The following is an 18,052-nucleotide window of genomic DNA, read 5'->3' as shown; positions in this document are numbered from 1 at the left end:
CAGACAACCTGGAGCCCACAGATTTGCCACGCAACAAGCGAATCAAGGCTACCAAGGTGAAATCGCTTGCTGATGTGCGCACCGAGCAAAAAACGAAAAAAGAGGAGTCCCCTAAAGAAGCAACCGGAAAATAACGTTTTGAAACGAACTAGCTAGTCCACAAAGCAGCTTCCAGAAGAAAAAAACGGCAGCTGCTTTTCTTATACTATCAGAAAGTTTAAGTGCGCTAAAGCTAAAAGATTAGCGGAAGATAGTATAAGTGCAACTAAGGCACCGCCAAAAGCTTGGCGTAGCCAAGTTTTCTAAATTTAAACCGGGAATTTTACCTGATTGTACAATTCCATCTGTTTCATAATCAGTGATGGAAAGGTCGCCATATGATGGGCGAGAAAACGTTCCACGAGGTATCGCTCCGCCATATCATGAGACATTGTTAATTCTCCCCACCATTCTGTTTCATATCGGCATAGCATGCCTAGCTGGTAAAGCAGCAGAAAGTGACTCGCCCATTGTGGAAGAGGAAGAGATTCTGCTGAGCCATTCCAAAAAAAGAGCGTACGATCATGGAGATAAAATAAAGGGTGTTGTTCCAATTGTGAAAGGGCAAACTGAGATAGGAACATTTGACGATTGGACCAGGCTTCCCAACCTATAGTGTTCAGCGAAATCGTACTAGGTGCAAGGCGCTGGATATATTGCTTCAACGTATCGTTCGAATATGCCAAGGAACCTTCTGTTTTTACCGGAAAAGTTACTCGATATTCATCAGCTTCTCGCCTAGAGGAAGCTGCACCCTCATGGACGGGTGAAGAAAGCTGGAGACGCGTCCAATGAGGCTGTATTTCTGAAAGTGCTGCACAAATTTCACTCATTTCAGCGAGTGAAGCAAACAAATCCTGTACGGAATAGCGATCTCGCAGCGGGGTAAGACGGAAGGTCTGAGACAGGTGCGAAAAAAACCCTTCCTTTTGAGGCCGAATTTCATCTTCCATCAGCACGTATGCTTGTCTTTTTACCTTTCTTGATGCAACGCCGTGCTGCAGCATCCGACTGTTCTGCGGATAAGCTGGATCACGGGTGATTAACATACCCTTGAGTAAATGCGTACAGCCATAAAAAAGGAGCAAGGGCTGAATCGACAAATCTGCTGATTCGGCCGTTTGATAAAAAAGACGTGCTTGCCTCCACAAATACAGATAGCGCGTACTTTGCTGAAAGGCAAGCCGATCCGGATGCTCCCATTCTCGATTTGTGTAGCATTGAGACAAAAACTTGCGTGAAGTAGGTTCAGTCTCTAGGTATTGCAATCTGTTCCAAGCAGAATCCATGCTCTATCACCTTCGATTAATTTTCGTCTTCTCACCGTGTTTGTAGATTAGTTTTTTGATTTATCTGGATAATCCGGTTGATTACCGAACAATATACGGATTCCTTGACAGTAAATTATGCCATTTGTTAAACTGTCTTAAACTATTTTCCGAAAGGAGTTTTCTGCTGTGCGGGAAGACAAATTTGTAAAAGAGGGTCTCACGTTTGATGACGTTTTGCTCATTCCAGCGAAATCAGAAGTTTTGCCAAGGGATGTTGACCTGCGTACCAAACTAAGTAAAACAGTGACTCTCAATATCCCCCTCATTAGTGCTGGTATGGACACGGTGACGGAATCAGCTCTTGCAATCGCAATGGCTCGCCAGGGCGGTATCGGGATCATCCATAAAAACATGACAATTGAACAACAAGCGAGCGAGGTCGATCGAGTCAAACGCTCCGAAAGTGGCGTCATCACCAATCCTTTCTCCTTGACGCAGGATCATACTGTAGCGGATGCAGATGCTCTGATGGGGAAATTCCGCATTTCCGGTGTACCGATTGTGGACGAAGGAAATCACCTGATCGGGATTTTGACCAACCGTGATTTGCGTTTCGTCCACGATTTTTCTACTCCGATCAAGGATGTCATGACCAAAGAAAATTTGGTTACAGCTCCTGTGGGGACGACCCTGCAGCAAGCAGAAGCCATTTTGCAGAAGCATAAAATCGAAAAGCTTCCTCTGGTGGACGAGAACAATATCCTCCGTGGACTGATTACGATTAAGGATATCGAGAAAAACATCCAGTACCCGCATGCAGCAAAGGATCAACAAGGACGTTTGTTGTGCGGGGCTGCTGTCGGCGTATCGGCGGACACATTCCAACGTGCAGAGGCATTGGTAAAAGCAGGCGTTGATGTACTCGTCATCGATACCGCTCATGGTCATTCCAAGGGAGTTATTGATACGGTGAAAGAGATCAGAAAAAGCTACCCGGAACTGACCATTGTGGCAGGAAACGTAGCGACAGGACAAGCTACGCGCGATCTGATCGAAGCAGGTGCTTCAGTAGTCAAAGTGGGCATTGGCCCTGGCTCGATTTGTACGACTCGTGTAGTGGCAGGAATCGGTGTGCCGCAAATCACAGCTATCAACGACTGTGCCAAAGTCGCGCACGAGTATAATATTCCAATTATTGCCGACGGCGGCATTAAATACTCAGGTGATTTGCCAAAAGCGATCGGTGCGGGTGCATCTGCGATCATGATTGGCAGTTTATTTGCAGGAACCGAAGAAAGTCCTGGCGAATTTGAAATTTATCAAGGTCGTCGCTTCAAGGTCTATCGAGGCATGGGCTCGATCGGCGCGATGAAAGCCGGAAGTAAAGACCGTTATTTCCAGGAGAATGAACAAAAGCTGGTCCCTGAAGGAATTGAAGGACGTGTACCGTATAAAGGTCCACTAGCAGAGGTAACCTATCAGCTTATTGGGGGATTGCGTGCTGGTATGGGATATTGTGGCACCAAAACCATCCAGGAACTGATCGAGAATGCCCAATTCATCCGTATCACAGGAGCTGGCTTGCGCGAGAGCCACCCACATGATGTACAAATCACCAAAGAAGCTCCTAACTATTCCATATCCTAGAATTTGGTTCTATGGACCTACTCCCCCTTTTTCTTGCAGAGAAAGGGGGTTTTTACTAGCTTTTGGAGTGGAGAAACAGGTCTCACAAGCTTCAATCACGCATGCTTCCTATGGTACACTTACAGTTGTGTGTATGGTCAGCAATGTCAACCAATTCAACCAAGACAAAATCGACAGAAGTGGGAGAGTGAAAGATGGCGATGAAACAAAAAACATGGACAAGACGATTAATGAGTCTATACCTTTCTGTCGCTGTATTTGTTACAGCTATGGTAGGAATGACAGCAACAGCAGAGGCAGCACCTGCGAATTTGGATTTGGCTGCAAATTCTGCGATTCTCGTAGAGGAATCAACGGGTAGAGTGCTTTATAGCAAAAACCCGGACCAGCCTCTCCCTCCTGCTAGCATGAGTAAGATGATGACAGAGTACCTGATTCAAGAAGCAGTGCAGCAGAAGAAAATCAGCTGGGACGATCAAGTCCCTGTTAGCGAATATGCGTTTTACGTTGCAAAGATTTCAGATGCTTCTGGTGTTTATTTGAACGCTGGAGAATCATTTACAGTCAGAGAATTGTATGAAGCAATGGCCATTGTTTCTGCGAACGATGCAACCGTGTTGTTGGCAGAAAAAGTAGCAGGTAGTGAACCGAATTTCGTTCAGATGATGAACAAGAAAGCAGCGGAACTGGGAATGAAAAACACCTCGTTCGTTACTTCTAGTGGTTTGCCTGCAAATGAATTAGGTCCTTACTCGGTGGACACAGAGCAAACAGAAAATCTGATGTCTGCACGTGATTCCGCCATTCTTGCCCGTGCCCTGATCCGGGATTTCCCACAGGCGTTGGAAGTGTCTAAAGTTCCCCGGTTTACTTTCCGTACAGGTACTCCACAAGAATTGAAAAAGGCCAACTACAACTGGATGCTGCCAGGCCTGAACAGCTTTTATGATGGTGTCGACGGTTTGAAAACGGGCTATACAGCAGCTGCACAGTACTGTTTTACGGGTACTGCTTCCAAAGACGGCATGCGTCTGATCAGCGTTGTTATGGGAACAGAAAGCAATACCAAACGCTTTGCCGAAACGAAGAAAATGTACGATTACGGCTTTAGCAATTACAAAGTAACCAAACAAATGGACAAGGGTGCTGTGGTGACCGGTTTTGATACTGCACCACTCAAAAATGGCGTTGAGTTGACTGTACCGGTTGTAACAGGTAACGAAGTAAAAGTACTCACCAAAATTGGGACAGAACCAAAATTTACACCAACCGTTTCCTTCTCTGAGCTATCTGCCCCCATTGCGAAGGACCAGGTAGTCGGAAAATTAGTTTTGAATGAAGAAGGTGTGAAAGAGTCGGATTATCTACAGGCCGAAGACATGCAGAAGGCATCCTACGATGTTGTAGCTGCTCAGGAAGTGGAAGAAGCGAGCTGGATTCGCCTGTTTTTCCGCAGTATCATCCAATTTTTCAGCGGCTTGTTCAGTAGTGGAAAATAAATAAAGTGTTGTTTCCCTCTGCGCTTTGGTTTACAATGAGCGTAACTCAACCATAACACCACATAACAGTTGTGGTGTTATCACTTTTATGACGTAGGGGGAAATAGCATGGTACAAGTAGGAACGGACCGCGTGAAAAAGGGAATGGCAGAAATGCAAAAAGGCGGCGTCATCATGGACGTCGTGAATGCAGAACAGGCAAAAATTGCGGAAGCAGCTGGTGCTGTAGCTGTTATGGCATTGGAGCGTGTTCCTTCCGACATTCGTGCTGCGGGCGGCGTAGCGCGTATGGCTGACTTGAGCATCGTCGAGGATGTGCTGAAAGCTGTTTCGATACCTGTCATGGCAAAAGCCCGTATTGGCCATTTTGTGGAAGCGCGTGTTTTGGAGTCCTTGGGCGTAGACTACCTCGATGAGAGCGAAGTACTGACCCCAGCAGACGACTTGTACCATATTAATAAAAAGGATTTTACTGTTCCGTTTGTATGTGGTGCCCGTGATCTGGGTGAAGCGCTGCGCCGAATCGGTGAAGGTGCATCCATGATTCGTACCAAAGGCGAGCCAGGTACAGGGAACATCGTAGAAGCCGTACGTCACATGCGCACGATGATGGCGCAAATCCGCAAAGTACAAGCGATGTCCTACGATGAATTGATGGCAGAAGCGAAAAATCTGGGAGCGCCATATGACCTGCTGGAGTATGTGCACAAGAACGGAAAGCTACCAGTCGTCAACTTTGCCGCTGGTGGAGTCGCTACACCTGCAGACGCAGCGTTGATGATGCAGCTCGGATCCGATGGTGTGTTTGTAGGATCTGGAATCTTCAAATCGGAAAATCCAGAGAAATTTGCCCGTGCAATCGTAGAGGCAACCACTCACTACACCGATTACGAACTGATTGCTCGTGTATCGAAAGGCTTGGGAAGCCCGATGCAAGGAATCGAAATCTCCAAAATCCGTGAAGCAGACCGCATGCAAGAGCGCGGCTGGTAAGGTGATCGCGATGAAAATAGGCGTACTTGCCCTGCAAGGTGCAGTAGTCGAACATCTACGTTTACTCGAAGCTGTGGGAGCTACAGCCGTTGCTGTTAAAAAGGTAGAGGAGCTCCACGACCTGGACGGCCTGGTGATTCCCGGTGGAGAAAGCACGACGATCAGCAAGCTCATGCACCAATACGGATGGATGGAAGCGATTCGTGCGTTTGGAGAAGCGGGAAAGCCGATCTTCGGTACATGCGCAGGCGCGATCCTGTTGGCCAAGCAAATAGAAGGACAGCAGGAAGCACACCTCGGTTTGATGGATATCAAGGTAGCGCGCAATGCCTTTGGTCGGCAAAAAGACAGCTTTGAAGTCAACTTGCCCGTAGCGGGAGTTGCTGCTGATTATCCAGCGGTGTTTATCCGGGCTCCCTACCTGATGGAGGTAGGAGAAGCTGGTCAGGTATTGGCAAAGTACGAGGATAAAATCGTTGCAGCGCGTGTCGGACAATATCTGGCAGCAGCCTTTCATCCCGAATTGACCGAGGATACGCGCTTGCACAAGTATTTTCTCGATATGGTGAAGGAATCAAAATAGGTTTCATACTCCGAATCGTGGTAGACAGCGACTCTTTACACAGGTATAGAACCTGTAGTACAGTTAACAATAGAAGTTAGAAGTTGTTAAATGTGCAAACACGCTGATGAGAACAAGTACTCCGCAAGGTCTGGTCTAGAGAGTCGGTGGGTGGTGCAAACCGATCCAGCATGCGAAGGAATCCATCTCGGAGTGACAAGGATGAACTTGTCCGGAACCGTCCCGTTACGACGGAAGAGTGGACAGATGTTTTGGGTACGATGCATCTGTCAACGAGGGTGGCAACGCGGGTATACAACACTCGTCCCTTACCAGGGGACGGGTGTTTTTTGTTTTTATTTGAAGTTGATTTGGAGGGATTCGAAATGCTGGACGTAAAAGTTTTACGACAAGACCTGGAGGAAGTTAAGCGCCGTTTGTCCGCTCGTAATGAAGATATCTCCGCTCTGGATCAGTTTGCCGAAGTGGATGAGAAGCGCCGCCAAGTGATTCAGGAAGCCGAAACCTTGAAAAATAAAAGAAACACGGTCTCCGAGCAGGTCGCGGTAATGAAACGCAACAAGGAAAATGCTGATAGCCTGATCGCTGAAATGAAGGAAGTAAACGAGCGCATCAAGGTTCTGGACGAAGAATTGCGTCAACTGGATGAGCAGCAGGAAGAAATCCTGCTCAGTCTGCCCAACCTGCCACATGAGAGCACACCAATTGGTACTTCTGAAGACGATAACATCGTAGCCTGGACATGGGGCGAACCTCGTGATTTTGGCTTTGAAGCCAAAGCACACTGGGATCTGGCTACACAAGCTGGCATTCTCGATTTTGAAACTGCAGCCAAAGTAACAGGCAGTCGTTTTGTCTTTTACAAAGGCTTGGGAGCGCGTTTGGAGCGTGCATTGATCAGCTTCATGCTCGATCTGCATACCACGGAGCACGGATATGAGGAAATTCTTCCGCCCTACATCGTCAATCGTGCCAGCATGACAGGAACAGGGCAATTGCCGAAGTTTGAAGAGGATGCATTCAAACTGGATGGACCTGATTATTTCCTGATTCCAACAGCGGAGGTGCCTGTCACCAACATGCACCGTGATGAAATCCTCGACGGAGCTGATTTGCCGCTCTATTATGCCGCATATAGTGCATGTTTCCGTTCGGAAGCGGGCTCTGCAGGTCGTGATACTCGCGGTCTGATCCGTCAGCACCAGTTTAACAAAGTAGAGATGGTGAAGTTCGTCAAACCCGAGGATTCCTATGACGAATTGGATAAGCTGGTGAAGAACGCGGAGAAGGTATTGCAGCTCTTGGGCCTGCCTTATCGTGTATTGAGTATGTGCACAGGCGATCTCGGTTTCACTGCTGCGAAAAAATTCGATTTGGAAGTATGGATTCCAAGCAACAACACGTATCGCGAAATTTCGTCTTGCTCCAACTTCGAGGCTTTCCAAGCACGACGCGCTAACATTCGTTTCCGCCGCGATACCAAGAGCAAGCCAGAATTCGTTCATACCTTGAACGGTTCGGGATTGGCGATTGGCCGTACGGTAGCTGCAATTCTGGAGAACTACCAGGAAGCAGATGGTTCCATTACGATCCCAGAAGCACTGCGTCCGTATATGGGCGACTTGGAGAAAATCGCCCCGAAATAAGCGTTGTCCAATAAAACAAACAGCTCTGATCCATTTGGAACAGAGTTGTTTTCTTTTGTACTAGTACAGTTGAAAAAATTTAAAAATTGTTGTTGCACTGTTATATTCCCTGTTATATAATAACTTCAAAAGTTAAGAATATTGTTTTAATACAGAAATAGGAGGAATGGGGAATGAATTGCTACAGGTGTGATGGAAACGGTGAACAGGATTGCACACGTTGTGAAGGAGTCGGTATCGAGGCGAATGGCACGACATGTCGCCATTGTCTGGGTGACGGGCATGTTTGCTGTAGCCATTGCAGCGGTAGTGGCAGCATAGAGTAGCCCATTTTTTTTGCTTGATCTGTACTATAATAACTAATTAATTTGCAATCTGTACCATAATAAAGCTGGGTAGGAAAAGGAGGGGCTTTGCTTGACTACAATACCAACGAACCCATCTCCAATGGAGATTGATGCAGAGATTCTGCCAGGGTATGAGGAAATTTTGACACCGGAAGCGCTTCAGTTCATCGTCAAGCTGGAACAAAAGTTTGGGGATCGTCGACTGGAGCTGTTAGCTAGACGCGAGGAGCGACAAGCGCAGATTGATGAAGGGGAATTGCCTGATTTTCTGCCGGAGACGGCGCATATTCGCAAAGGAGAATGGACGGTGGCACCTCTGCCGATGGATTTGTTGGATCGAAGGGTGGAGATTACCGGTCCTGCAGGCGACCGCAAAATGGTCATCAATGCCCTGAACTCCGGAGCACGTCTGTTCATGGCTGATTTTGAGGATGCCAACTCTCCTACGTGGGTGAACACGGTCCAAGGCCAAATCAACATGAAGGATGCGGTAAGACGCAATATTTCCTACACCAGCCCGGAAAACAAAAAATACATGCTGAATGAGAAGATTGCTGTACTGAAGATACGCCCGCGAGGTTTGCACATGGAGGAAAAACACATCCTGCTCGATCAAAAGCCGGTTTCTGCCAGTTTCGTGGATTTTGGCCTCTATTTTTATCACAATGTTCAAGCTCTTTTGGCGAACGGGACTGCCCCGTATTTCTATTTGCCGAAGCTGGAGAGTCATTTGGAAGCTCGACTCTGGAATGATGTTTTCTTGTTTGCGCAGGAGGAATTAAATATCCCCCGGGGTACGATTCGGGCAACCGTCCTCATTGAGACCATTATGGCTGCCTTTGAAATGGATGAGATCTTGTATGAGCTGCGCGAGCACAGCGCTGGACTCAATTGCGGCCGATGGGATTACATCTTCAGCTATATCAAAAAGCTGAGAAATCAACCCGACGTGATACTGCCGGATCGTGCACAGGTGACGATGACGGTACCATTCATGAAGGCCTATACCACCTTGGCGGTAAGGACGTGCCACAAGCGAATGGCTCCTTGCATCGGCGGAATGGCCGCGCAGATTCCGGTCAAGAACGACCCGGTCAAAAATGAGGAGGCCTTGGCCAAGGTACGTGCTGACAAGGAGCGGGAAGCATACGACGGACACGACGGCACATGGGTTGCGCATCCGGGATTGGTGCCCGTCGCGATGGAGGTATTCAATCGTCTGATGCGAGAGCCCAATCAGATCTGGTACAAACGCGAGGACGTGCAAGTGTCTGCGGAGCATCTGCTGGCTGTCCCAGCTGGGGAGATTACGGAAGAAGGGGTCCGCACGAATATCAGTGTCGGCATCCAGTATATCGAGGCGTGGCTGCGCGGATCAGGAGCGGTGCCGATCCGCAATCTGATGGAGGATGCTGCGACAGCCGAAATCTCCCGCGCGCAGGTTTGGCAATGGATTCGCCATGATAAAGGAGTTTTATCGGATGGCCGCAAAATCACGATCGCGCTGGTAAAGCAGTGGACGAGTGAGGAAATGCTTCTTTTGAAGCAGGAGCTGGGTGAGGAAAAGTATCAGCATAGCCAGTTCCCGTTGGCAGGAGAGCTGTTCCTGAGACTGGTGACAGAGGATACGTTTGAAGAGTTTTTAACCATACCGGGTTATCGCTATTTAGCTTAAATATAAAAACATGGGTGGAGGAAATGAAAATGACGAAAATCAACAAGCAGGAAGCGATTCAACAAGTGGAGCAATATTGGCAAACGGAACGTTTTCAAGGAATCACGCGCAGCTATTCGGCCGAAGATGTCGTACGATTGCGTGGTACGGTGCAGGTAGAGCATACCTTGGCACGACTAGGTGCGGAAAGATTGTGGAGCTTGCTTCATACCGAACATCATATCAAGGCGCTGGGGGCATTGACCGGGAATCAAGCGATCCAGCAGGTAAAAGCAGGGTTGAAAGCAATCTACCTGAGCGGCTGGCAAGTCGCAGCTGATGCCAACCTGGCTGGACAAATGTATCCGGACCAGAGCTTGTATCCTGCCAACAGTGTGCCGCAGGTAGTTAAAAGAATTAATCAGGCTTTGCAACGGGCCGATCAGATCGATCAATCCGAGGGAGGCTCTGACACGCATTGGTTCGCACCGATCGTCGCAGATGCGGAAGCCGGATTTGGTGGACCGCTCAACGTCTTTGAGCTGATGAAAGGCATGATTGAAGCGGGTGCAGCAGGTGTTCATTTTGAGGATCAGCTGGCTTCCGAGAAAAAATGCGGACATATGGGCGGCAAGGTGCTGATCCCGACTCAGGCAGCTGTTCGCAACCTGATTTCTGCTCGATTTGCAGCCGATGTGATGGGCGTTCCGACCATCATTGTAGCACGTACAGATGCGAATGGTGCTTTCCTTATCACGAGCGACATCGATGAGCAGGATCAGCCGTTTCTCACAGGAGAACGTACACCAGAAGGCTTTTTCCGTCTACGTGGCGGGCTGGATGCTGCTATCGCACGCGGTTTGGCTTATGCGCCTTACGCTGATCTCATCTGGTGCGAGACTGCGGAGCCGAATCTCGAGGAGGCGCGTCGCTTTGCCGAGGCGATTCATGCAAATTTCCCGGGTAAAATGCTGGCTTACAACTGCTCTCCGTCATTCAATTGGAAGAAAAAGCTGGATGACGCATCCATCGCTCGCTTCCAGGAGGAGCTGGGCGAGATGGGTTACAAATTTCAGTTCGTCACCCTCGCAGGCTTCCATGCCCTCAATTACGGCATGTTTGAGCTGGCTCGCAACTACCGTGATCGCGGCATGGCGGCATACTCTGAGCTGCAGCAGGCAGAATTTGCGAGCGAAGTGTACGGCTACACGGCTACGCGTCATCAGCGCGAGGTAGGTACCGGGTATTTCGATGAGATCGCACAGGTAATCGCTGGCGGGAACTCTTCGACCACAGCTTTGAGCGGCTCGACAGAGGAAGAGCAATTTACTCATCATTAATTCGGAAAAAAAGAGGAGGATCAGGGCTTGTTTGCCCTGGTCCTCCATTTGCCAAATGGCGATACTCTTTTTATAATGGAGAGTGTACAAAAGAAAATCTGTCCCCGTAGCTCAGCAGGATAGAGCAACGGTTTCCTAAACTGTAGGTCGGAGGTTCGAATCCTCTCGGGGACGCCATTGGAAAGCCGCGTGATTGCGCGGTTTTTTCTATTTTTTCGAAAGGCCCAACCACTACAAGCTGTGAAATAAGATTCTGCTAATTCAAAAAATACATATTGAAATCGCTTTATTGGGCTGTTAATATCTAGTTAACCGATTCACGAAACCGATTTCCAAAAACGGTTTCCAAAACTTCTAATACGAATGAATCCTTTATTTCTCAAAGAAATATGGAAAAGAGGAACTGATTAATGAAAGTAACGATTGATGATGTGGCAAAAAAGGCTGGGGTATCCAAGACTACGGTCTCCAGAATTCTAAACGGTCACTTCGAACATGCAACAGAAGAAACAAAGAAACGCGTATTGGAAGTGATTCGTGAATTGGATTATCGCCCAAATGCTTTGGCTAGAGGATTAAAGCAGATGCGGACAAACGTACTGGGAATCATTTTGTCCAATTTGCAAAACCCGTACTGGACCAGGGTGTTGGAGGGTGTGGAGGACGCTTGTCGTGCTCTGGGCTACAGTTTGATGATTTGCAACTCCAATGACGATCCTCAATTGGAGGAAGAGTACATCAGGGGACTACAGATGAGGCAGGTCGACGGGATCATTATCAACCCGACGATGAAAAATTTTGCCTTGTACGAGTCTTTGATTGGCAATAAATATCCCGTTGTGGCGGTCAACCGCAAAGTGGCGGAGCTGGAGCTGGATACCGTTGTCGTGGACAATGTGATGGGTGCTACGCTGGCCATTGATCAGCTGTGCAAAAATGGTCGAAAAAATATCGCGATCATGGTGTACCCTCCTGAAGGCGTAAGTCCGAGACTCGAACGGATTGAAGGATACAAGCAGGGCTTGGTTCGCAATGGCTTGGCTGTGCGTGATTCGCTGATACGGATTTTGCCAGAGAAAAAAGGGATTGTGAAAGAAGCCACCAAGGAGCTGCTTGCACAATCACCAGAAGTAGATGCGATTTTTTCTACTAACAACATGATGACGCTGGAAATCCTCGAAGCCATCAAGGAACAAAACCTGCGCGTGCCCCAAGATATTTCGCTCATAGGCTACGACGAGACGGTCTGGTCGAAGCATTTGGATCCTCCGCTGACAACGGTCAATCAACCAGCCTATGAAATGGGAGAGATCGCGGTAAAAAGTCTAATCAAGCGCATTCAGGCAAAGCGGCCTGTAAAACCCAAAACAACTTTGCTGGAACCCAATTTGATTATTCGTCGCTCTTGCGGGACGAAGTAGGAGGAATCATCATGGCGAACATCGGCTTTCGAATATTTCCAATCAGCAAGCGCCCTGCAAAGGAGCTTGTAGAACAATATCGGCACGTAGTTACTCCTCATATCAGCGATAACCTCAATAGGATGCATGGCGTGGCTGCCGGATTAACGCCCTATCATAAAGAAGGAAAGCTGGTCGGGACTGCTCTAACCGTAAAAACTCGACCAGGCGACAACCTGATGGTGCACAAGGCGATCGACATGGCCGAAGCTGGAGATGTCATTGTCGTCGATGCAGGTGGTGATTTGACGAACGCGATTGTCGGAGAGATCATGCTTCGAATCGCTCAGAAAAACGGGGTGAGCGGATTTGTGGTAGATGGGGCAATCCGCGATACCGAAGCCTTTAAACAGGACGTGTTCCCGGTATATGCAAGAGGAGTGACCCACCGTGGACCCTATAAAGACGGCCCAGGAGAGATTAATGTTCCTGTCTCGGTAGGAGGAATGGTCGTGCATCCCGGGGATATCATCGTTGGTGATGAAGATGGACTAGCTGTCGTTCCAGCGGATTTGGCTGAAGAGGTTCTGGCGCTGGTCAAAGCTCAACAAGCAAAGGAAGAAGCCATTCTTGCCTCTATTGCAGACGGAACCGTAGATCGTACATGGGTGGATGAGACATTAAAGCAGAAGGGCTGTGAATTTGTTGGCATTACCGAGTAGATACAGCTGGGAAGGACTACAACATTTTTGTGAGCAGGTATTTATCAAAGCGGGTGTACCCGCACAGTCGGCAGCGATTGTGGCCGATTCTCTGGTTCAGGCAGATTTGCGAGGAGTGGAATCGCACGGAGTGGTGCGGACGGCGATCTACCTAAAGCGCATCGAAGCAGGTATGATTGACCCCTTTGCTGCCGTGGAGAAGGTGAACGAGAGCGAAGCGACCATTTTGGTAGATGGCCAGAACAACTTTGGCTCTGTGATCGGCACGAAGGCATTGGATTTGGCATTGGAAAAAGCCAAGAAGCACGGTGCTGCATTTGTCGGTGTAAAAGGCTCCAATCATTTTGGCACCGGAGCTTATTATGTCATGAAGGCTATCGAGCAGGATATGATTTTGCTGGTCATGTCCAACGCCTCACAGACGATGCCTCCAACTGGCGGGGTAAGGCCTTTCATTGGAACCAATCCACTTGCAGTCGGTGTCCCAAGTGGAAAAGAGCTGCCCTTTATTCTGGATATGGCGACAAGTGTGGTAGCGCGAGGTAAAATTATCGTTTCTGCACAAAAAGGGGAGCCAATCCCATTGGGCTGGGCCATCGATAAAGATGGAAATCCTACAACGGATGCCGAAGCTGCTCTGGAAGGATCTGTTTTACCGGTAGGGGGTCCGAAAGGCTACGCGATCTCCATGTTTATCGATATTTTATCGGGTGTCTTAACAGGGGCCGGATTTGGCAAATACGTCAATAATATGTACGAAAACTGGGAGGAGTCACAAAACGTCGGCCATGTTTTCATCGCGGTAGACATCAATCGGTTCATTCCTGTCGAGCAGTTTAAAGCGCGGATGGATCAGTATATCCAGGAGATCAAGCAAGAACCGAAAGCACCTGGGGTACAGGAAATCTTGATTCCTGGCGAGTTGGAACACCGTCGCAGCCTAGAGCGTAAAGAATTTGGAATCGAACTACAACCAAAAGTAGTCGAGGAACTCACAGCAATCGGAAAGACTTACGGAGTCGATTTGGCACTAGCAGAATTTGAAAAGGCGAAATAACAGGGGGTTCATCCATGCAACTAAATCGCGTATTCCGATATGAAATTCCAACAGCCATCGAATTTGGAAACGGTTCCATTCGTTCGCTTGCAGACCATGTGAAGGCCTTGGGAGGCAACAAGGTACTGATCGTAGCAGACCCGGGTGTAGTCTCTGCCGGTGTCGTCGAGCGATTGGAAGAACCATTGAAAGAGGCTGACATTCCCTATGTGATTTTTTCAGAGATCGAAGCTGATCCGGACATTTCCTCGGTAGAAAAGGGAACTGACATAGCCAAAGCGGAAGGCTGCAACCTCGTCGTAGGGGTGGGAGGCGGCAGTTCGCTGGATACAGCCAAAGCGATCGGAACGATGCTGACGAACCCTGGGCATATCCGTGATTATGTCGGCATCAACAAGGTACTCCATCAAGCCGCTCCGGTCATTGCCGTGCCTACTACAGCAGGGACGGGAAGCGAGCTGACGATCTGGTCTGTACTGTCGGACAAGAAAGAAAATGTGAAATTGAGCGTTGGCAGTACATACAACTGTCCGACACTGGCGCTTTGCGACCCTGAACTGACAATCAGCTTGCCGTCGCACGTGACCGCAGCAACAGGGATGGATGCCTTGACGCATGCTCTCGAGTCTTATGTGAATAAAGCGACTCAGCCCATCTCCGAGGGGATGTCCATTCAGGCGATGAAAATGATTGCGAAAAGCTTGCGTGTAGCGGTCGTTGCAGGGGATAACCTGCAGGCGCGTCACGATATGCTGCTCGCCAGCCTGATTGCAGCGATGGCCTTTAACTCAACTCGCTTGGGACTTGCTCATGCTTTGGCCATTCCGCTTGGGGCTCATTTCAAGATTCCTCATGGCACGGTAAACGCCATTCTACTGCCAGAAGTCATGCAATTTAACCTGATTGGCAATTTGGAGAAGTTTGCGGAAATCGCATCGATTTTTGGGGAGAAGGTCGAGCATCTCAGTGACCGGGAAGCCGCAGAGCGTTCCGTCGTGGCGATTCGACAGTTGAAACAGGATGTCGGGATCACGCAGACGCTTTCAGACTACGGACTGAAGGAAGAGCACCTCGGTTTTATTGCCGAAGAAGCCATGCTGTCAGGCAATGTTCCCGTCAATCCACGCAAACCGACCTTGGAAGACCTGAAGCAAATCTGCAGAGCAGCCATGAAAAAGGATTAAAGGAAAGTTTGATCATTTTCATACTAGAAAAGCTGGAAAGGGGAAATTGCAGTGTCTCAACACGACATGCTGACTTGGCTGGACCAACACGCGGGGAAAACGTACGGGAATTACATCAATGGACAATGGGTTGACAGCAGCAATGGAAAAGCAGTTCCACTGTACCACACAGCCCGCAAATCGCAGTTGCTCGGTTATTTTCCGGATTCTACAGAGACCGATGTAGATGCAGCTGTTGTAGCAGCCAACGAAGCGTTCAAATCCTGGTCGAAAATGCCTGCGCCAGATCGTGGTGCGATCCTGATGAAGTTTGCCGATTTGCTGGAGCGGGATATCGACGAACTGGCTTACATGCTGTCGGCTGAGCAGGGAAAAGCACTGGCGGAATCTCGCGGAGAGGTTGCTCGTGCTGCCAAGGAAACTCGCTTTGCAGCAGGGGATGCGATTCGCATGGACGGAGAGACTCTACCCGGTGAGCGGACTCACGTGTGGAATTCGACGATACGCCAGCCGATCGGAGTCATTGCCGCCATCGCTCCGTGGAATTTCCCTGTTGTCACACCTGTTCGAAAAATAGCACCTGCTCTCGCCTACGGATGCACCGTTGTATTCAAACCGGCTTCAAATACACCGTGGGCAACGACCAAGCTGTTTTCGCTGCTTGCCGAAGCGGGGGTGCCAAAAGGCGTCGTCAATCTGGTGATTGGCAGCGGGTCGAAAGTGGGAGATCCGCTTGTAAAACACCCGCTGGTAAAAGGGATCAGCTTTACAGGATCGACCAAGCAAGGAGTGGCGATCCATGAAATCGCTGCCAAACGGTTGGTGCGAACCCAGTTGGAGTTAGGCGGGAAAAATCCGGCAGTCGTGCTCGATTATGCCAATCTGGAAAATGCAGCAAAGCAGATTGTCGGTGCGGCTTTTGCTTGCAGCGGTCAACGTTGTACGGCAATCAGCCGGGTCATTGTACTGAAAGAACAGGCCGAAGCTTTAACAAAGGCATTATTGGAAGAAATCCGACTGATCACAGTAGGTCCTGCCTGGGAACAGAAGGCCAACATGGGACCACTCGTTAACAAAAGCCATCTCGATTCTGTTCAAGAGTATCTGCGAATCGGCAAGGAAGAAGGAGCACGTCTGCTCGCGGGCGGAGAGATTCTTTCGGAAGGTGAGTATGCGCATGGCAGTTACATGACACCCGCCTTGTTTGACCAGGTGACTCCGGATATGAGAATCGCCAAGGAAGAGATTTTCGGGCCGGTATTGAGCGTCATTGCGGTTGAAGATGAGAAGGAAGCGTTTGAGATCGCCAATTCTGTCGAGTATGGGCTTGCCGCATCTGTCTTTACGGATAACCTTTCATCCGCATATCGTTTTGCTGAACAGATCGAGAGCGGGATGGTTCATATTAATCACGGTACAGCCAGTGCAGCTTATATGCCATTCGGTGGTGTAAAACAATCCGGGTTCGGCGCTTATTCGATTGGCAGTACCAACAAAGATTTCTTTACAGAATTGAAGGTCGTGTACTTCCAATACGATTAATCGAAAAATGGGGGAGAGATAGATATGAAGAAGTGGATGAAAGCAGCAGGTGTTTTTTCAGTAGCAATGTCTTTGCTGGTTGGTTGTTCTTCATCACCAGCAACGAATGGAGGGGGCAGCCAGCAGGCAGCGGGTGAAAGTAAACCGGCGGAGACTGCTGCTGCGGTGAAGCTGAAATTGGGCCATGTCTGGACATCCGCCGAAATCCATTCACAAGCGGTAGAGCAGTTTGCAGCGGAAGTGGAAAAGCTCTCAAATGGTTCCGTCAAAATTGAAGTATTTGGCGATGGAACATTAGGGAAAGACAAGGACCTTCTTGAAGGGTTGAAGGTAGGCACAGCTGATATTTGGATCGGGGGTGCGGGTGTTCTGTCCGGTTCCTCTGATGCTGCGAAGATTTTTACAGTACCTTTCATGTTTGACAATCAAGAGCATTTTAACAAGGTGTATGACGGTGAAGTAGGTAAAGAGATATCTGCTACGATTGAACAGCAATCGGGATATAAGGTATTAACTTATTGGGACCGCGGTGCTCGTTGGCTGACTGTGAACAAAGAAGTGAAGGTGCCTGAAGATCTGAGTGGATTAAAGGTTCGCGTACCGGAAAGTCCTGTGTTTGTAAAATCCTTCCAGCAGCTGGGGGCAGCACCGACTCCGATGGCATTTGGCGAGGTGTACACAGCCATTCAACAAGGGGTGATTGACGGACAGGAAAATCCGCTGTCCCTGATCTATTCGTCTAAATTTAGTGAAGTAAACAAGTTCCTGGTCAAGACGGAGCACGTTCGTGAACCGATCGCGATGGTCATCAGCGGTGAAAAATTCAATTCGCTAAGTCCTGAACAACAAAACGCTCTGATGGAAGCAGCAAATGGACAAGCCAAAAAGTATGTTATCGAACAAGTAGACAAGGGGAACAGCGAGTTTTTGACCAAGCTGCAGGAGGAAGGCATGACTTTGGTTGAGCCCGATCTGGCAGCATTCCAGGCCAAGCTGGAAGGATTCGTAGACAACCAATTCCCAGAAATCAAGGAACTGTACGAAAAGGTACTGGCGGCCAAATAAACAGACACGAACATTGGGGGAAGGGGCAGCCTTTCCCCCTCCTCTCCGCAATTTTCGATGATC

The 18,052-nt window shown here is 48.8% G+C and carries 14 protein-coding genes, 1 tRNA gene and 1 other annotated feature; of the genes, 14 read left to right on the top strand and 1 reads right to left on the bottom strand.

The window, feature by feature from the left end; translation table 11 throughout:
• Positions 1-308: 308 nt before the first annotated feature.
• Positions 309-1,328 carry a YaaC family protein gene (locus tag EDM52_RS13245; RefSeq protein WP_122909453.1) on the bottom strand — a complete coding sequence of 340 codons (1,020 nt, stop codon included), beginning with the start codon at positions 1,326-1,328 and terminating at the stop codon, positions 309-311.
• 168 nt (positions 1,329-1,496) lie between these two features.
• On the opposite strand from EDM52_RS13245, the gene guaB reads away from it, so the two are divergent.
• The 14 genes from guaB to EDM52_RS13175 all read left to right on the top strand — a co-directional run bounded on the left by guaB (position 1,497) and on the right by EDM52_RS13175 (position 17,989).
• Positions 1,497-2,957: an IMP dehydrogenase gene (gene guaB, locus EDM52_RS13240; RefSeq protein WP_122909452.1), complete on the top strand. Its 1,461-nt coding sequence runs from the start codon at positions 1,497-1,499 to the stop codon at positions 2,955-2,957.
• Between the two features lie 200 nt (positions 2,958-3,157).
• Complete coding sequence (locus EDM52_RS13235; protein ID WP_122909462.1) at positions 3,158-4,456, top strand: D-alanyl-D-alanine carboxypeptidase family protein; 1,299 nt, start codon at positions 3,158-3,160, stop codon at positions 4,454-4,456.
• A 108-nt stretch (positions 4,457-4,564) separates the two neighbouring features.
• Entirely contained in the window at positions 4,565-5,449 is an 885-nt protein-coding gene (gene pdxS / locus EDM52_RS13230; protein WP_122909451.1) for a pyridoxal 5'-phosphate synthase lyase subunit PdxS, read from the top strand.
• Positions 5,450-5,459: 10 nt separating this feature from the next.
• Positions 5,460-6,032: a pyridoxal 5'-phosphate synthase glutaminase subunit PdxT gene (pdxT, locus tag EDM52_RS13225; protein ID WP_122909450.1), complete on the top strand. Its 573-nt coding sequence runs from the start codon at positions 5,460-5,462 to the stop codon at positions 6,030-6,032.
• A 94-nt stretch (positions 6,033-6,126) separates the two neighbouring features.
• Positions 6,127-6,344: a binding site (T-box leader), on the top strand.
• 53 nt (positions 6,345-6,397) lie between these two features.
• Positions 6,398-7,678 (top strand): serine--tRNA ligase, encoded by a 1,281-nt coding sequence (gene serS / locus EDM52_RS13220; RefSeq protein ID WP_122909461.1) that lies wholly within the window; start codon positions 6,398-6,400, stop codon positions 7,676-7,678.
• Positions 7,679-8,095: 417 nt separating this feature from the next.
• Positions 8,096-9,700 carry a malate synthase A gene (gene aceB / locus EDM52_RS13215; protein WP_122909449.1) on the top strand — a complete coding sequence of 535 codons (1,605 nt, stop codon included), beginning with the start codon at positions 8,096-8,098 and terminating at the stop codon, positions 9,698-9,700.
• Positions 9,701-9,729: 29 nt separating this feature from the next.
• Positions 9,730-11,019 (top strand): isocitrate lyase, encoded by a 1,290-nt coding sequence (aceA, locus tag EDM52_RS13210; RefSeq protein ID WP_122909448.1) that lies wholly within the window; start codon positions 9,730-9,732, stop codon positions 11,017-11,019.
• Between the two features lie 100 nt (positions 11,020-11,119).
• Positions 11,120-11,196: transfer RNA gene (locus EDM52_RS13205), tRNA-Arg, on the top strand.
• Positions 11,197-11,429: 233 nt separating this feature from the next.
• The gene (locus EDM52_RS13200; protein WP_122909447.1) at positions 11,430-12,440 is read left to right on the top strand and encodes a LacI family DNA-binding transcriptional regulator; all 1,011 of its coding nucleotides are present in this window, start codon (positions 11,430-11,432) and stop codon (positions 12,438-12,440) included.
• 11 nt (positions 12,441-12,451) lie between these two features.
• Positions 12,452-13,141, top strand: coding sequence for an RraA family protein (locus EDM52_RS13195; protein ID WP_122909446.1), 690 nt, complete (start codon positions 12,452-12,454; stop codon positions 13,139-13,141).
• Entirely contained in the window at positions 13,122-14,198 is a 1,077-nt protein-coding gene (locus EDM52_RS13190) for an Ldh family oxidoreductase (RefSeq protein ID WP_338068313.1), read from the top strand. Before EDM52_RS13195 ends, EDM52_RS13190 begins: the two co-directional genes overlap by 20 nt.
• 14 nt (positions 14,199-14,212) lie before the next feature.
• A complete protein-coding gene (locus tag EDM52_RS13185) occupies positions 14,213-15,382 on the top strand; it encodes an iron-containing alcohol dehydrogenase (protein ID WP_122909445.1) in 1,170 nt (389 codons plus the stop codon).
• Positions 15,383-15,433: 51 nt separating this feature from the next.
• Complete coding sequence (locus EDM52_RS13180; protein ID WP_245996897.1) at positions 15,434-16,924, top strand: aldehyde dehydrogenase family protein; 1,491 nt, start codon at positions 15,434-15,436, stop codon at positions 16,922-16,924.
• A 24-nt stretch (positions 16,925-16,948) separates the two neighbouring features.
• Complete coding sequence (locus EDM52_RS13175; protein WP_122909444.1) at positions 16,949-17,989, top strand: TRAP transporter substrate-binding protein; 1,041 nt, start codon at positions 16,949-16,951, stop codon at positions 17,987-17,989.
• Positions 17,990-18,052: the final 63 nt, after the last annotated feature.

Source organism: Brevibacillus invocatus, from assembly GCF_003710915.1.
GTDB lineage: Bacteria > Bacillota > Bacilli > Brevibacillales > Brevibacillaceae > Brevibacillus > Brevibacillus invocatus.
The sequence above is the reverse complement of the archived record's forward strand: the minus strand, read 5'-3'. Positions and strand labels throughout refer to the sequence as shown.

Bases quoted from the DNA above. Each gene is read 5' to 3' on its own strand.
- EDM52_RS13245 (WP_122909453.1), bottom strand. From the start codon at position 1,328: ATGGATTCTGCTTGGAACAGATTGCAATACCTAGAGACTGAACCTACT.
- EDM52_RS13235 (WP_122909462.1), top strand. From the start codon at position 3,158: ATGAAACAAAAAACATGGACAAGACGATTAATGAGTCTATACCTTTCT.
- pdxS (WP_122909451.1), top strand. From the start codon at position 4,565: ATGGTACAAGTAGGAACGGACCGCGTGAAAAAGGGAATGGCAGAAATG.
- pdxT (WP_122909450.1), top strand. From the start codon at position 5,460: ATGAAAATAGGCGTACTTGCCCTGCAAGGTGCAGTAGTCGAACATCTA.
- serS (WP_122909461.1), top strand. From the start codon at position 6,398: ATGCTGGACGTAAAAGTTTTACGACAAGACCTGGAGGAAGTTAAGCGC.
- aceA (WP_122909448.1), top strand. From the start codon at position 9,730: ATGACGAAAATCAACAAGCAGGAAGCGATTCAACAAGTGGAGCAATAT.
- EDM52_RS13200 (WP_122909447.1), top strand. From the start codon at position 11,430: ATGAAAGTAACGATTGATGATGTGGCAAAAAAGGCTGGGGTATCCAAG.
- EDM52_RS13195 (WP_122909446.1), top strand. From the start codon at position 12,452: ATGGCGAACATCGGCTTTCGAATATTTCCAATCAGCAAGCGCCCTGCA.
- EDM52_RS13185 (WP_122909445.1), top strand. From the start codon at position 14,213: ATGCAACTAAATCGCGTATTCCGATATGAAATTCCAACAGCCATCGAA.
- EDM52_RS13175 (WP_122909444.1), top strand. From the start codon at position 16,949: ATGAAGAAGTGGATGAAAGCAGCAGGTGTTTTTTCAGTAGCAATGTCT.